The sequence below is a fragment of the Pseudomonas sp. B21-017 genome (assembly GCF_024749245.1).
Taxonomy (GTDB): Bacteria; Pseudomonadota; Gammaproteobacteria; order Pseudomonadales; family Pseudomonadaceae; genus Aquipseudomonas.
Genome location: NZ_CP087194.1, coordinates 305,025 through 319,664 on the forward strand (window position 1 = coordinate 305,025; position 14,640 = coordinate 319,664).

15 protein-coding genes, 1 tRNA gene and 1 pseudogene are annotated in these 14,640 nt (G+C 52.1%); 8 read left to right on the forward strand and 9 right to left on the reverse strand.

The annotated features are described in order from the left end of the window. Nucleotides 1-116 precede the first annotated feature (116 nt). Nucleotides 117-1,274, reverse strand: a complete 1,158-nt coding sequence (locus LOY28_RS01360) for an AAA family ATPase (RefSeq protein WP_007939484.1) — start codon at nucleotides 1,272-1,274, stop codon at nucleotides 117-119. Between the two features lie 327 nt (nucleotides 1,275-1,601). Here LOY28_RS01360 and LOY28_RS01365 point away from each other — a divergent pair, with 327 nt between their 5' ends. The 6 genes from LOY28_RS01365 to LOY28_RS01390 all read left to right on the forward strand — a co-directional run bounded on the left by LOY28_RS01365 (nucleotide 1,602) and on the right by LOY28_RS01390 (nucleotide 5,190). Next, complete coding sequence (locus LOY28_RS01365; RefSeq protein WP_007939483.1) at nucleotides 1,602-1,823, forward strand: 4-oxalocrotonate tautomerase family protein; 222 nt, start codon at nucleotides 1,602-1,604, stop codon at nucleotides 1,821-1,823. Continuing rightward, a complete protein-coding gene (locus LOY28_RS01370) occupies nucleotides 1,820-2,476 on the forward strand; it encodes a DsbA family oxidoreductase (protein ID WP_258612966.1) in 657 nt (218 codons plus the stop codon). The genes LOY28_RS01365 and LOY28_RS01370 overlap by 4 nt, the downstream gene beginning before the upstream one ends. A gap of 43 nt (nucleotides 2,477-2,519) precedes the next feature. Beyond that, nucleotides 2,520-3,230, forward strand: coding sequence for an SDR family NAD(P)-dependent oxidoreductase (locus LOY28_RS01375; RefSeq protein ID WP_111453950.1), 711 nt, complete (start codon nucleotides 2,520-2,522; stop codon nucleotides 3,228-3,230). Nucleotides 3,231-3,544: 314 nt separating this feature from the next. Continuing rightward, nucleotides 3,545-3,943 carry a carboxymuconolactone decarboxylase family protein gene (locus LOY28_RS01380; RefSeq protein WP_007939479.1) on the forward strand — a complete coding sequence of 133 codons (399 nt, stop codon included), beginning with the start codon at nucleotides 3,545-3,547 and terminating at the stop codon, nucleotides 3,941-3,943. Then, nucleotides 3,909-4,265: a hypothetical protein gene (locus LOY28_RS01385; RefSeq protein ID WP_225602989.1), complete on the forward strand. Its 357-nt coding sequence runs from the start codon at nucleotides 3,909-3,911 to the stop codon at nucleotides 4,263-4,265. Before LOY28_RS01380 ends, LOY28_RS01385 begins: the two co-directional genes overlap by 35 nt. 175 nt (nucleotides 4,266-4,440) lie before the next feature. Further along, on the forward strand, nucleotides 4,441-5,190 hold the full coding sequence (locus LOY28_RS01390) for a hydroxypyruvate isomerase family protein (RefSeq protein ID WP_138866639.1): 750 nt from the start codon (nucleotides 4,441-4,443) through the stop codon (nucleotides 5,188-5,190). Between the two features lie 488 nt (nucleotides 5,191-5,678). Here the strand turns inward: LOY28_RS01390 and LOY28_RS01395 are convergent, their stop codons facing one another. The 3 genes from LOY28_RS01395 to LOY28_RS01405 are packed head-to-tail and all read right to left on the reverse strand — an operon-like array spanning nucleotide 5,679 to nucleotide 9,210. Continuing rightward, nucleotides 5,679-7,538, reverse strand: coding sequence for a DUF3732 domain-containing protein (locus tag LOY28_RS01395; RefSeq protein WP_111286697.1), 1,860 nt, complete (start codon nucleotides 7,536-7,538; stop codon nucleotides 5,679-5,681). Continuing rightward, a complete protein-coding gene (locus LOY28_RS01400) occupies nucleotides 7,535-7,993 on the reverse strand; it encodes a three component ABC system middle component (RefSeq protein WP_258612967.1) in 459 nt (152 codons plus the stop codon). The genes LOY28_RS01395 and LOY28_RS01400 overlap by 4 nt, the downstream gene beginning before the upstream one ends. 2 nt (nucleotides 7,994-7,995) lie before the next feature. Continuing rightward, nucleotides 7,996-9,210: a dsDNA nuclease domain-containing protein gene (locus tag LOY28_RS01405; RefSeq protein WP_258612968.1), complete on the reverse strand. Its 1,215-nt coding sequence runs from the start codon at nucleotides 9,208-9,210 to the stop codon at nucleotides 7,996-7,998. A gap of 1,299 nt (nucleotides 9,211-10,509) precedes the next feature. Between LOY28_RS01405 and LOY28_RS01410 the strand changes: the two genes are divergently transcribed. Beyond that, on the forward strand, nucleotides 10,510-10,821 hold the full coding sequence (locus tag LOY28_RS01410; RefSeq protein WP_192379626.1) for a TM2 domain-containing protein: 312 nt from the start codon (nucleotides 10,510-10,512) through the stop codon (nucleotides 10,819-10,821). Between the two features lie 127 nt (nucleotides 10,822-10,948). Then, nucleotides 10,949-11,203 (forward strand): hypothetical protein, encoded by a 255-nt coding sequence (locus LOY28_RS01415; protein ID WP_258612969.1) that lies wholly within the window; start codon nucleotides 10,949-10,951, stop codon nucleotides 11,201-11,203. 140 nt (nucleotides 11,204-11,343) lie between these two features. On the opposite strand, the gene LOY28_RS01420 is transcribed toward LOY28_RS01415, so the two are convergent. The 5 genes and pseudogenes from LOY28_RS01420 to LOY28_RS01440 all read right to left on the reverse strand — a co-directional run bounded on the left by LOY28_RS01420 (nucleotide 11,344) and on the right by LOY28_RS01440 (nucleotide 14,591). Beyond that, nucleotides 11,344-11,419: transfer RNA gene (locus LOY28_RS01420), tRNA-Thr, on the reverse strand. Between the two features lie 78 nt (nucleotides 11,420-11,497). After that, nucleotides 11,498-11,662, reverse strand: a pseudogene (locus LOY28_RS01425) (FkbM family methyltransferase); the annotation flags it as partial. A gap of 337 nt (nucleotides 11,663-11,999) precedes the next feature. Further along, the gene (locus LOY28_RS01430) at nucleotides 12,000-13,229 is read right to left on the reverse strand and encodes an SAM-dependent methyltransferase (RefSeq protein ID WP_258612970.1); all 1,230 of its coding nucleotides are present in this window, start codon (nucleotides 13,227-13,229) and stop codon (nucleotides 12,000-12,002) included. Then, the gene (locus tag LOY28_RS01435; protein ID WP_007897471.1) at nucleotides 13,210-13,899 is read right to left on the reverse strand and encodes an ABC transporter permease; all 690 of its coding nucleotides are present in this window, start codon (nucleotides 13,897-13,899) and stop codon (nucleotides 13,210-13,212) included. Before LOY28_RS01435 ends, LOY28_RS01430 begins: the two co-directional genes overlap by 20 nt. Further along, nucleotides 13,896-14,591, reverse strand: a complete 696-nt coding sequence (locus LOY28_RS01440) for an ABC transporter permease (RefSeq protein WP_018929228.1) — start codon at nucleotides 14,589-14,591, stop codon at nucleotides 13,896-13,898. Before LOY28_RS01440 ends, LOY28_RS01435 begins: the two co-directional genes overlap by 4 nt. Nucleotides 14,592-14,640 lie beyond the last annotated feature (49 nt).

Here is a 14,640-nt window from a genome sequence, read left to right on the forward strand (position 1 = left end):
GTGGGGACAGACGATTGTTCCTCATAACACCAAGTCCTACGACCCACAGCATGCGACCGAAGGCTGTGGCTGGTGATGATCAGCTCGGGTCCTCGTCATCCACCCCAGCCAAATTCCTAACTGGCGTCAATCAACGCTCGTTCTTCCAGCCAAATCTCCTGAACAAACTGATCCGTAATCGCATAGATCCCATGCCCACGCCGCATGATGATGTTCTCGGCAACCAGCGCAATCACCACCGGTTGAATCTCTTCAACACGTACCTCGCGCCCGACAGTCTTCGAATACTCAGCCGCCGCATCGGTGGAGAAAATCCCCCGTGCATCGCCCTCTGTGGATGCGATTTTGTTGAAAATAGCTTGAGCCAGACTTCCCAACTGCTCAACCTTTTCAAGCTCAATACTGGCCGCAGCAGAGCGTAAAGTACTGGCAATTACCGGCAGAAATAGATCGGGATCACCTTCTTGCTGCATCAACTGTCGCAGCGCCTTGAGCATTTCCTCTGGCCGATTCCCCAAGGTGTTGAACGCTTCAATGGCGACCTCGAGAGACGGTAACTTTTCCTTCTTCACCGTCATTGCAAGGCGGTTGAGCAGGTACTCAACGTAATCCCCTTTCAACACCGGATACGCCGCCGACGTTGCGCCGGAAAACGCCTGGTTTCGCTTTGCAGTCAATTCGCTGACTTGCGCCCGGTGCGATCCCGTTCCGATGAACAGAAAGTAGCCCGGTGTATTCGGGCGCGGATTGATTGCATCACGTGCAGCCTTGAGTGCCAGGAGCAGTTGATTGCCATCGTCGGAGGAAATGGCATGTTGCACTTCGTCGATGATCAGCACCAAATCTGTTTTCGCTTGGTCGACCACCTCAGTCAGCGCCTGTGCCAACGTTGGCCCACCTGTATTGCCAATGCTGTCGAGCTTGAAACCAAACTTGAATCCGCCTGCGCCAATATCTGCGCCGCTAACCCGTTTGAGCATTTCGAGCAGGCTGGAGCCGGGCGTTTGGAGTTCTTCCAGGCGTTGACGGATCGCGTCATGCACGAGCGTCGCAGGATTGGCCAGTGTGTCGCTCCATAAGTCGACGTAAATGACCAGAGCACCCGCTTTCTCCAGGGCAGGGATGAGGTCATTTCTCAGGAATGTCGTTTTACCGGTCCTGCGCAGGCCGGACAGAAACAGACCTGAGCGCAGACCTTCATCGAGAACACCCGGATTGAGAAGCTGATTTGCCATCTGTTCAGCCAGTTCAGGGCGCTGAAAAATGCTGCTCATGCAATTACCTCTTTTTATGGATACGCCATAATTATTGGCCATACATAATTTAGCATAAAGGTTGGGCTCTGATCTGAGGGGGCTCAGATCCACATTATTTTGAGCGTTCAGGGCGGATGGCAAGGCTCACTGACATGTCGTCGGCAGCGACATGTAATCAAGACGTGTCGCTAAAACCGAAAAATAGCGACACGTTACAACTGAACTCATTACACCGCGTAACTAATGATGTTCCTACCCCCACCTTTATCCCCCCAAACCAACCTCTTACATTGAGCTCCACCCACCTACCCATCATCCCGAAGGGCAGGTCACTGGAGACTCATCATGCCTTTTGTCAGCGTACGCATTACCCGCGATGGTGTTACCTCGGAGCAGAAAGCTCAGGTGATCGCCGAAATCACTGAAACCCTGGAACGCGTCCTCAACAAACGCCCGGACCTGACCCACATCGTGATCGAGGAAGTCGACACCGATAACTGGGGCTATGCCGGTATCACCACCACCCAGTACCGCAAGCAACTGGCTGAGGCGGAGGGGCAGTCATGACCGCCTCCGTCAGCATCGATTTCATTTCCGATGTGGTGTGCCCGTGGTGCGCCTTGGGTGCGACGGCGCTGGAGCAAGCGATCGAGAACGTGGCGGGTGAAGTCACGGTCGAGCTGACCTTCAAGCCTTTCGAGTTGAACCCGGACATGCCGGCCGAAGGCGAGAACGCGGTTGCGCACTTGATGCGCAAGTACGGGCGCAGTGCCGAGGACGTCGCCGCCGGTAAAGCGATGCAGATCGCTCGGGGTGAGGCCATCGGGTTCAAGTTCGATCTGGAGAAGCGCACCCACTTCCATAACACCTTCGATGCTCACCGATTGCTGTTGTGGGCGTTGCAGGAGGGGCGGCAGCTCGCACTCAAGAAAGCTTTGCTACGTGCTTATTTCACCGACGGCCAGAACCCGAACGATCGCGAAACGCTGGTTCGACTAGCGACGCAAGTGGGATTGGATGCGGCGAGTGCGCGCGAAGTGTTGGTATCCGGAGCGTTTGCCCAGGAAGTGCGTGAGCTTGAAGTGTTTTACCGCGAGCGCGGGATTAATTCGGTACCGGCCATGGTGCTGAACGGTCGTCACCTGGTGTCCGGTTCGCAATCGGTCGAGTACTACGAACAGATGTTGAGACAAATGGCACAGGCGCCCGTTGAAGTCTGATTAATCACTTTTTCAAACCATTATTTATGAGTAGAGGTTCACCATGAGCAATTCGAAAAAAGTCATCGTTATTACTGGCGCCTCCCAAGGTCTCGGCGCAGGCATGGTCAAGGCTTTCCGTGATCTCGATTACAAGGTTGTCGCCACCTCGCGTTCGATCAAACCGTCCACCGACCCGGACATCCTTACCGTGGCGGGCGACATCGGCGACCCGGCGGTCGCTCGGCAAGTCATTCGTGAAGCGATCGCACGTTTTGGCCGCATCGACACCCTGGTCAACAACGCCGGGATCTTCGTTGCCAAGCCGTTCACTGCTTACACCCCGGAAGACTATGCCGCGGTGCTGTCGGTGAACCTGAATGGTTTCTTCTACATCACGCAACTCGCGATAGCAGAGATGGAAAAGCTGGGCAAAGGCCACGTCGTCAACATCACCACCAGCCTGGTGGACCACGCCATTGACGGTGTGCCATCGGTACTGGCTTCGTTGACCAAAGGTGGCTTGAACGCGGCGACCAAATCACTGGCCATCGAGTACGCCAAGCGCGGGATTCGAGTGAATGCGGTTAGCCCCGGCATCATCAAAACGCCGATGCACGGAGAGGAAACCCATGAAGCGCTGGGGAGTTTGCATCCGGTTGGGCACATGGGCGAGATCAGCGATATTGCTCAGGCTGTTGTGTATCTGGACAGCGCCAACTTTGTCACCGGGGAAATTCTGCATGTTGATGGCGGGCAGAGTGCGGGTCACTAAGACCTGTTTTCTAAACATCAGAAACAACAAAGCCCTCGCGTTTTTGCGAGGGCTTTGTTTTGTATGGTGCACGCTTTACCAGCACGTGCATCATCCGAAGATCGTCTCTTAGCCAACCCGCCAAGTCTGATAACTCCAGGTACTGAGCGGTACGTCATTGCGCCCGAAAAGTCTAAATCCATCCTGTTGTTTCTACGATGGTTAAGAGTTCATTTGCTGAAGTCGTGCTGCAGCCGGCTCTGGCATGGCCGCCAGGGAACTAAACTAGTTATATCTCTATAGAAGATGTCTCTACAGAGGTAAGGAGGTGTCAAATGGCCATTCGTGATACCTATCAGGAAATTGAACAGACCCTGGGTCTGGTTCCGGAGTGGATCAAGCAGATGCCGGAAGGCGGCGCGATCGGATTCTGGGGCGTAGCCCGGGATTTCTGGCTGGCAGATACCAAGATTCCTAATAAGTACAAGGAGTTGATAGGTCTGGCGGTATCCGGGGCGACCCGTTGCAAGTATTGCGCCCTGTTCCATACCGAAGCCGCGCGCTTGTTTGGCGCGAGCGACGAGGAAATTTCCGAAGCCAGCTTTATGGGCTCGCTGACCATGATGGGCAGCACCTTTATTAACGCCCAGCAGATCGACTACGAGCAGTTCCGGCAGGAAACGCTGAGTATCGTCCGGTATGTCAAAGATCACTCGCAACCCAAAGCCGCATAAGCCGTTGCGAGAACCTGCCCTTCGCCAGCTGACGAAGGATAAGTTGATTGCAATCACCAGCGGTGGTCCCAGGACCACCGCTCGGTGGCAAGCGGCTGTGCTGCGAGCCATCAGCGAACTCATGCAATCCAGCGATACCGCCCGCGAAGAAAACCAGGACCTGCGCATCCCCTTTGCCAAAGCACTCCACGACCTCTATGCGGGACAGAAGTCCGACGCCGAGTTAACGGAAATGGTGTTGCTGATGCTGGAAGTGGAAACCGCCCCTTTTATTGGCAAAGAGCCCCAGCCAGGAGCGGCATCCGGGAACGATGGCCTCTGAGAAGTGGAAAAGGGGCAACGTTATTTTCCCAAATGGAAATCGTCGTATCCCTGGTTTGAGCAAAAAAGTCCCGCACGATTTGAGCTTGCTGACAACGTCAACCTATAGTGCTGTGCTGGAGTTGCAAAGGATGCTCCAGGCTGATGATTTTCTTCCCAGGATGGATATTTACCCAATGCTCAAGTTCAATGCTCATCTCGGCTTCCAATTCAATGAATTGCCTTTTCTGCAACGCATCGAAGCAGCCGCTGCAGCTGGTTTTCGGGCGGTGGAGTTCCCATCACCCTATGAGTTCGACGCGAGTCTCCTGGCCGACCATCTGGCTCAATACAGTCTGCCGTTGATTCAGTTCGCCGCACCGGCTGGTGTTACCAAAGGCATCGCTGCCTTGCAGGGTAAGGAGGAAGAGTTTCGCAACGGTTTGCTCCGGGCCGCCAGCTATGCAAAGGCGCTGGCATGTTCGGATGTCCATATTATGTCTGGTGTTACGACGCAGGATGACGCAGGGCGTGTCTTCGGGAGCAACCTGGAGTATGCCGTCAAGTACTTCGAGGATCAGGGTTTGCGGCCGCTTATCGAAGTAATCTGTGCGCAGGAGATGCCGGGCTATTACATGGCTGACTTCAGCAAGGCGCAACAAGTGCTGGAAACCTTCCCGAGTGTCGGGCTGATCCTCGATCTTTACCATGCCCAGCTTCTGACTGGAGACGCAGCAGATGTTCTGGCTCGGTTTTACGACAGAACAGTTCATGTGCAAATTGCCGACTGCCCGGGTCGTCACGAGCCGGGAACGGGGAGCATCGACTTTGCAGCCTTGTTCGCAGCGCTGGAGCAGCGTGGCTACACAGGATGGATCGGGTGTGAATACCGGCCTTCCGGTTCTACCGTGGCGAGTCTTGACTGGATTAGGCAGTTAAGTGCTTAGCGCTGAAGTGAAATTGTGATGGGGCGGTGTGCAGGTAGATTTGGCGCAGGGGAGGGTTAAGACGGTATCTACAAGGGCAGTTTTTATAGATGCCAAAAACAACAAAGCCCTCGCATTTCTGCGAGGGCTTCGTTTTGTATGGTGCGGCACCAGGAGTCGAATGAATTGGTAACTACTTGAATTTATTAGATATTGTACTGGTAGCTACTAAATTTTATCTCTTTGAATACCCTTTTTGGCTGCTTCTATTGTGTAGTTGTTATGGGCTTAATTATATCTAGGTCTGCGTGGTGATGTCGCATGCGAGTAAGAATATACGTTTGGTAGTATAAATAAGATGAGGCAGGCTCTACGTCAGTTTCTACTGTCCTTGGTGTTCGGAGATCTATGGCTTAAATTTAATTGCTATATTTATCATTGCTTTAGCTTGATTCAGAATCAAGCCGTGGGCCAGTTTGCAATTTATTGCAGTACTGGCCGGCTAGAAGTTAACTGTGTGACCGGGTTTTCCACTCTGCTGGAATCAAAGCGTTAGCCTCTCGGAATTCAGGCAGTACATGTACGTTTTTCAAGTCTTTAAACACGTCGACTGGCACATGCTCGAGTATGATCATCTGGAATTCCGTTTTGTGCTTCGACTTCATGCGGTTTATGAAATTGTCTAACATCACGAAAGCTTTACTAACCCGAGCTGCATCAGAGCTTTTTAGATGAATATCATCTTTGACCTTTTCTTCACCGTAGTACGGGCGACTAGGTTGGTCTATGAAAAGAAAGCTTGGTACAAAGCGAGAACTATTGGCTGCCGAAGCTTCATGCAAAGCAAGGAACAGAATCAAATGCATGAACATATGGTTGGAACTGCTGCCGACGTTTTCGATAAGTGAAGACTGAGGCTTTCTAAGCTGTAAGACATTGTGTTTAAAGCTGAATGCCGGGTGCCAAGTAATGTAGTTGTCCATGACGAAATCGGCTTCTACCAGCAAGGCTTGTGCAATATCATCTATTTGACGATTAACGTTTTGTCGGACCTCGACTACGTCATGTACATTGATCTCGTCAGCTAACTCCTGCAAATCGGCGATTTTACCGCTATAGCTTTCTCTGTCATCGCTTGAGACTTCATGATATGACTCTAGCTTTGCCTCTATTCTTCCTATAAATCTAGCGTGATCAATCGCTGTTTCAAATGATTTGATCTGCTGTGGTAGAGAGTCGATGACTTCTTGGTGTTCTTTTTTCTCAGTTTCTAAGCTTCTCAGCATGGTTGCCACTTGTGTGTCCACGGGTTGCTTAGTGGCGGTGGCTAACTTTAGCGCTCGTAAATCAGCATTTAAACCGTTCATCAGATCATCAAAGATTTCCGTTTTGATTAACTGATCTGCTTGGTTTAACAACGTTTCAAGCGGTTTTAAGCTGTCGAGCGTGACTTTAAGTGTCGCTTTGTACTGTTTATGCTCATCAGTGAACTCACGCAGCTTTCGCATTTTTCGATTGAGTTCAAACATTTTTGCTTTGGCGTCGGCATAGCGTTTCGCGTCTTGGCCAGATGCCTCTGGCGAAGGACAACTATCTACAATGCCTTTCAGAAAGTTTATATCGACAACTTTTGGGACTTTGTCGATTAAACCATACTCGGCGGCAGTAGCCGCGATTTTTCTCGCTTCACCCTCGAACAAACTCTTTCCATTTGAGAGTTTGTCCTTCTTTTTTTCTAAATTTTCAATCTGTCGCAGTATGTCTTTTTTTCGTTCCCGAGCTCCGATGTTGTCAAGAGTATCGATACCTAGGCTGAGGTCAAGAACTTGAGGAAGGGCTACGCGATATCGGTCTTTTTGCTGGTTGTCAAAATACACTTCGCTGTTTGTAATAGTGTTTTCCGATATGGTGTTCATTAGCATGAAATACCGGAATGACATCTGGGTACCCTGCTTGAGACCACGGCCTCCCCAAAGCACAACGCTGCTATCTAATCCAAATTCTGCTTGAAGAATGGCTTTGATATCATCACTTTTTGCATTTGCCTCAGGAACTACAGGAAGTGCACCGATGCCGGAGAAATAGAGTTGATCAGATACGGTTTGAGCAGTTGGACTTTTTCTGGCAATCACCAGCGTCTTATCGTTAATGTAGAACTTAAGACCATACCATGCGACGTTATCATTAATTACATCGTGAGGAAGTTTGTGTTCGCTAGACAGAAGGCAGTAGTCAATAATATGCAGAAGAGAAGTTTTACCGCGACTGCTGCCGCCTGTCAGAACGTTGATCTTGCCGCGTTCAAAATCAACGTCGCGTATTTCTCCATATTTAGACCATAGGCGAATTTTATCAATTCCAAATTTCACAATTGCACCCGTAAATTTATATATAGTTCTTCTTCGGAAGATTTGAGAAGGTGAGAAATTTCTTTAGAGGCGTTTGAGATAAGTTCTGAGCGCTTTCCAAGAGCTGGGCTTGCCTCAAATATTTTAGTTTGTGAGATATTGCCGTCGTAAGATATTAGGCCCAATTCATGTAAGATCTGCAGGCCGTTAATCGTATGGGTTAAACTGGCATGGTAACGTTGATTAAAATTGTGTACGAAGTCGGGCCTTACAGCAGACAGTGAGGAGATTTCCCGTGAGCGAGTATTACCGTTTGCTAAATATTTTATGGTTGGGGTGTGCATTACAAAAGGCATTATGAGTAATGCTTTAGAAAGACTAAGGCAATGGGAATGGTTAAGAGTCATGCCGATGGCCACCGCTGCGATGCCGGAGTTGTTGTACCCGCTCCAAGTCAGGATGCTTTTTTCGCTCATGTTCAAAGTTTTTCCCAGTCCCGATGCCAACCAATTCGGCCAATGTCTGACAATTCATACAGTTCGCCATTGGAGTGTTCGGTGCTGAGTTCGTCTCCGCCGAGCTTGTATTTTTCCTGACGCATCATATTAATAATTGTCTGCCCCTTAATTTTGATTTCATCAGGACCACAGCCTCGATATGCCATGCGGTGATTATTTTTCCATCTTAAATGAACGTCCCCATGCATGGCCTGTATTTCATCATGTACAACCTCTCCATTCTGTTCCCACTGGTCTAGGCTGCGCGCGAGCCTTAGTTTGTGGGTTGAATATTCCGTTATAATCTCAGATTCGTGATCATATATGTCATCAATCGCGATTAGTTGTTGAATGAACGGCTGACTGAGAAGGTCTCCGGGGAGCGCAGGCTCAAATCTAAGGCTGGAAAGTTTATTGTCTCGTGCGTCCTGGAATATTTTCCAATACTTGGCGGTGAAGTCGTCGAAAAGTACGGAGAATGCTTTGCCATTTGATATGGCTATATAATTGCTGTCTCGGATGTTTGAGTTGAGTCGGTCGTAAACTTCATCAACTTTTCCGGGTGGAATAAATTTTTCAGAAATTGTGGTTTTAATTTTCTGAATTATCTCTGTCTCGGCAAGCTCAAAATGTATTTTCTTGAAGAATTCTTTTTTGACGGATGCAGAAAGGTCACTGACGGTGCTTATATAGCTCTTAATTGAATCGTCTGATGTTGACGACTTGAGCTCTTCGATCCTATGTCGGATTTTTTCAAAATTTTCTGGCGTATGGTCTTCGAGGTATGAGACTAATAGACTTCCAATCTTGTTTGAACTGCTTGTGCTTTTGTTGGTGACAAGATGAAATTCAGTTCTAGAAATGAAGTTTAGCTGGGCGACTTCGGTTGCCCGTCCATCATTCGGATCAGAGATCACTTTTGCCCAGTTATGAAAGGTTTTCCAAAGATCGGCATCTAGTTCGGTGAGGGCGACAGGCCTTCCGTCAGCTTGCTTTTGAATCGTATGCTTTAGTTGGAATAGCAGTTGTAGGTCATCATCAACATCTGTATGGACATCGTCTTTAATCTCTAGTCCGACAGACTGTCCTTTTTTTAGGTTTAATACTTTGTAGAGGAAATAATAATACTGATAGTCGAACCCGGCGCTAGCACCCGGAGCGGCTGTTTTCTCCATAAATGTTTTTGATGTTGCCATTTATATATCTCAGCATGATCAATCGTCGTTCGGTCATAACTGACAATTACTGAGAATGTCATCCATGACTTGTTGATTGGTACATGAGGCCATGATTGCTTGAACCGCGCAACCATTTTGATATCACTTTATGTCAAACAGTGTCGCCAAAATGCTGTATATAAAACCAGTTATATTTGAGAGTTAAGAATCTGTGTATGCATCAAACTCGCCAGCATCAAGCTACCTCACCATCTCCGTAACTCGTTCAAACACGCTTAATAAACGCGACCATCCCACGTCATCCCGCCAAGAATGCTGAGTGTTATCAGGGATCAAGGCCCCTGCGACCTGTGAGGGTTGTCCACTAACGCGGGACTGGCGGCTCTTTACGACCGGGAGCTTGGGCATCTCATGATCTGGCCTCCTGAGCACTTCCGAGGAAGTGGGCGGGTGGAGGCTGCATTGGCTGACGAGACCAATGCCGCGAGATCCTGAGTCGGGTGAAGGCAGTGAAGCGATGACCGGGGCATGCCTGACTGTCAGTCAGGTGCAGTCCATCCGTGGGCTGCGGCACCATCATCTGCATCGCTGTTGCTGGTGACTTCGGTGTTTGTCACGCCGATTGTCACGAGAGGGAATGCCGCAAAGCCTTGTACGAGTTGGGCTGCAGCAGTGGTAGGAGCGTCCGTCTCTTTCCGGGAGAAAGAGACGGGCGCAGGTTGGCGCACGGGAATGGCCAAGCGGATAGGTTGCTGCAGGGCAGCTATGAAAGGGGATGAGTTGCCGCAGTGGGCACATTGGTAAAAGTAGGCATCCATCACATCGCTGTGACCGTGTGAGCCGCCGGATGCTAATCGCACTTTGGGAGAACCACCACGGGGTGGCGTAGCCTTAAAGGTTCTGGCTACCTGGGTTGCTGTCAACGACAGCGCTTTGCCCGATCTTTTCTACGCCTGTGGATAATTCGGGTCAAGGCTCGAATTTTCGGGAGTTCTGCGGCTGTGGATGAAATTATCCACCGGTGGAAATCAGTGGTTTTCCACAGATAGTTGCGTGGGTTTTAGATTTTTTTAAGTGAGGTCCATCCAAGCAGGGCGGCTTTGCAGCCCTGTTTGAATAGATCCGCGTGGCCCCGAGATGTTGAGGGTGTACGCCTACTCTGTTGCTCCGCGTTTTGCCTTCAGCCCATTACCTTGAAAAACACCGACGCCAGCTCACTCAATTTCAGATGTTTGATTGCAAGATGCCATCCTTGCGCTTCAATTGACCTTAGTGTCATCCCGGCACACGGACTCCCTGACGGGAAAGGAAATCTGCATGTCTTCCCTGCAAGCTGAGATGCTAATTGAGCAAAAGGTCGCCAATGCTCAAAAATCGACAGGCGTGGCTTATCTGCTGTGGTTTTTCCTGGGAGGCTTCGGTGGTCACCGGTTCTATCTCGGTAAGACCGGAACTGCGGTCGCACAATTGATTATCACAATCGTCGGGTTTTTTACTCTGATTCCTCTTATCGTCACAGGCATCTGGCTGCTAGTGGACCTCTTTTTGATTCCTGGCATTATTCGTGAGCATTCTGAAAAAGTTCGACACGATGCCCGCCTTGCAGTGGCTCTCATGCAGGAAAAATAAAGTTTGTTACCCGATTCGAGTCAATCTTGGAGGTCGCTGAGTAAACACGACTGATGAGGTTCTGCGCCGCCGGATCAACCCCGAATAGGATTCAGACCCTGTCAGCTCTTACTGGTAACGAATCGATTTGAGTACCAGCAATCTCGACTTCAGCCAGTCTGGCCATCAGTGGGCAGATCGACGTGCGAGCCTCGTTGCTTGGCAGCTCAAATTGATGCCCTACATTGAGGACTGGCTTGTCGAAGGGCCTCATGTAGTTTTCTCGAGGCAAAGAAAACCCGCACGATTTGAGCTTGCTGACTGGGTCAACCTAGGCTTGGCGGGTGTATTAGGGCTGCATTTTAAGTCGCTGGAGCAGGTCGTCAACGTCACGCTGAAGTGAAATTGTAACGGGTAGGAGAGTAGCCAGATTTTGGTGCAGGTGAGGGGTAAGACGGTATCTATGTAGGCTGTTGGTAGTAACTGGATTTCTGGATGCCAGAAACAACAAAGGCCCGCATTTCTGCGGGCCTTCGTTTTGTATGGTGCCGGCACCAGGAATCGAACCCGGGACCTACTGATTACAAGTCAGTTGCTCTACCATCTGAGCTATACCGGCGTGTCAGGGCGACGATTATAGCGATTGGGTTGGTTCTGTAAACCCCTGAATTCAGACTATTTTTGCGCAGGCTTTCGGTCAGGCGCGATGCAGTACTTTCTTGAGTTTCTGCAGGGTGCGCCAGGCTCGGCTGTTTTGCATCGCCCGCAGTTGCGCTTCGGCGTGTTCAGCGCGTTGCAGGGCGGCGGGGAGGTGGTTTTTGGTGTTGGTGACGGGGTGGCTGAATTGATGGCCTCTGCAGAACGTCACGGTCGAAGATTTTTCTTGTTCTTGGCCGCACTGTCGGCGCCTTCGTATGCGTGTATAGCAAGGGGGATTACAAGGCGCAATTTTCCGCCCGTGATGTCCGGAATTCGGCGGTTATGTCGTTTTGATTTAATGCTTATGCACAACGGGCTGGCGGAATCTGCTTGATCATTGCGCTTTTGTGGACTCGTTCTCATTTGTCCGCAAATACCTGTTTTACGGGTTTTTTATTTTTGTGAACAAAAAATGACCAGTAGTGTTTTAGGCGTAAAACAGCGTGGATATTGGATCCACGATAATTCCATCAACAGAGTTATCCACAGGTTGCGGCTGTTTAAGGGCGCTCTGCCAGGAGCAGGAAATTGCGCGGTGTGAGTGGGGATTCGCAGAAGGTGCCGAGACGAACGACATAACCCTGCTCAATGAGGAAAAGTGCCCGATCGAGTACCAGCCACAGCTCCAGAGGCCGTCGGAAAAGGCCTCGCAGCAGCTCCAGGTTGCGCACTTCGGCCAGTCGCTGCCAACCGGCGGCTTCCAGTTCGGTCCAATCTGGCGTGCCGACTGTGGATAAGTCTTTGAGTGCGGCCAGATCGCGGCAGTAATCGGCGAAGGGTTTGTCCAGCCAGGCGCTGGGCAGGGAAGGGGTGGGCAGGTATTCGTCGACACCGCGAAGTTGCCGTTGCAGCAGGTCGAACCCCAGGCGCCGGGCCATGGAGGTGTCGCGCTGGCGTCGGACGCGAGCGCCGGCGGTGACGGTTTCGCTCATCGGCAGCGCAAGATCATCGAGGGAAAGGTGTAGGTTGGAGCGCTCGGCCGCACAGGAAAGTGGCCGATAGGTGTTCAGACTGATCCGGTTGTAGCAGCACGGTGCGATGGCCAGTTGTTTGCAACCGGCGGCACTGGCGAGCTGGATCAGTCGCACATGCAGATCCCCGCAGGCGTGCAGCGCTACGGGTGTGTGATCGGCATTCAATAAAGAGGCTGCGCCAGGCGCGAGTACATCCTGTTCGACATGCAGCGCATGCATTTGATGGCGCTGGCTGAGTGCCTGGCCGCTGGCGACCAGCGTCGGGTCGTATTCCAGGCAGGTCAATTGTTGACCGATTTGTAGCAGGCGTCGCCCCAAATGGCCCTTGCCCGAACACCAGTCCAGCCAATGCGTCGGTGCACGGGCAAACTGCAAGCAACCGGCGAACGCTTCAATCTGCTGCCACTTGCGCCCTGGCACATCCACATTCAACCGATGGCCCGCCGCTTCGAGTGCACGAGCCGGCAATTCACCTACCGCACTCAGCTCAAGAGACATCGCTGCCAATGAAGCAAACGGCTCCGGCGCATCGAGCCAGCCAGGCTGGTTATGACTGTTTTCCGCATCTTCCAGCGACCGCCCGCGTAGCCACAACGCCAGTTCCGGGTAGGACGCTTCCCAGGGTAGTTGCAGATGGGTAAACGGTCGGGGCTTCCACAGCGCCTGATGCTCGATCAGAAAAGCATCCAGCGCAGCGAAGCGGGCGAGCAGGGTCTCGCCCGTCAGCACGCTGGCATCAACGCCCTTGGCAGGCATCGACGCGCAACCAGCGCTCCAGCAGCTTGAAGCCGCGCACCAGCACGTAAGCCATCAGCAGATAGAACATGCCTGCGGCGAAGAAGATCTCCACCGGCAGGTAGGTGCGAGCAATGATGGTGCGGGCCATGCCGGTCAGCTCCAGCAGGGTCACGGTACTGGCCAGGGCACTGGCCTTGAGCATCAGGATCACTTCGTTGCTGTACGCCGGCAGGCCGATACGCGCAGCACGTGGCAGCATGATGTAGAACAACGCCTTGGCCCGGGACATGCCCAGCGCCCGCGCCGCTTCGATCTCGCCCGGTGGAATCGCCTGGATCGCGCCACGCAGGATCTCGGCGATGTAGGCCGCGGTGTGCAAGGTCATGGTCGCGGTGGCGCACCAGAACGGATCGCGCAGGTACGGCCACATCGAGCTGTTACGCACCGCATCGAACTGCGCCAGGCCGTAGTAGACCAGGAACAGCTGAACCAGCAACGGCGTGCCACGGAAAAAGAAGATGTAGCCGTAGGGGAATGCCCGCACATACCAGAGTCGCGATGAACGAGCGATGCCCAGCGGAATTGCCAGCAGCAACCCGGCAATCACGGCGATGGCCACCAGTTCCAGGGTCAGCGTCGCGCCCTGCGCCAGTTTTGGCAGCCACTTGATGATGACTTCCCAATTCATTGGGTGCTCCTCGCAAAGCCGCGAGCGGCGCGTCGTTCCATTAAGTGCATGCCGGTCATGGCCAGAATGGTCAGGCCCAGGTACATGAAGGCAGCCACCATATAGAAGGTGAACGGTTGCTTGGACACGGTCACGCCGATTTGCGCGTGACGCATGATTTCTTCAAGGCCGATGACCGATACCAGCGCAGTGTCTTTCATCAGAATCATGAACAGATTGCCCAGGCCCGGCAGGGCGATGCGCCACATCTGCGGCATGATCAACTTGGTGAAGATGCGGAATTTCGACAGGCCCAGGGCCACACCGGCTTCACGGTGACCTTTGGGAATCGCCAGAATCGCCCCGCGAAACACTTCCGTGGCATAGGCGCCGAAACACAGCCCCAGTGCAATCACGCCGGCGGCAAAGGCGTTGAGTTCGAGCTCGGGGTTGCCGAAGAACTCACCCAGCGCACGCATCAGGTTGACTGTGCCGAAGTAGATCAACAGCACCCAGAGCAATTCCGGGATGCCGCGAACCAGCGTTGAATAAGTGCCGCCAAGCCATTGCAACGGCTTGTACGGGGAAGTCTTGGCCAAGGCGCCGAGCAGACCGAGCACTAGCCCCAGGCACAAGGCCGAGAGTGCCAGTTTCACAGTCATCAGTGCGCCAGCGGCGAGCGCCGGGCCGAATCCGTAGAGGTCGATAATCATGGATTTCTTTTCAAATCGCGGCAGGCAATGCCAAGGACTGGCGCCGTCA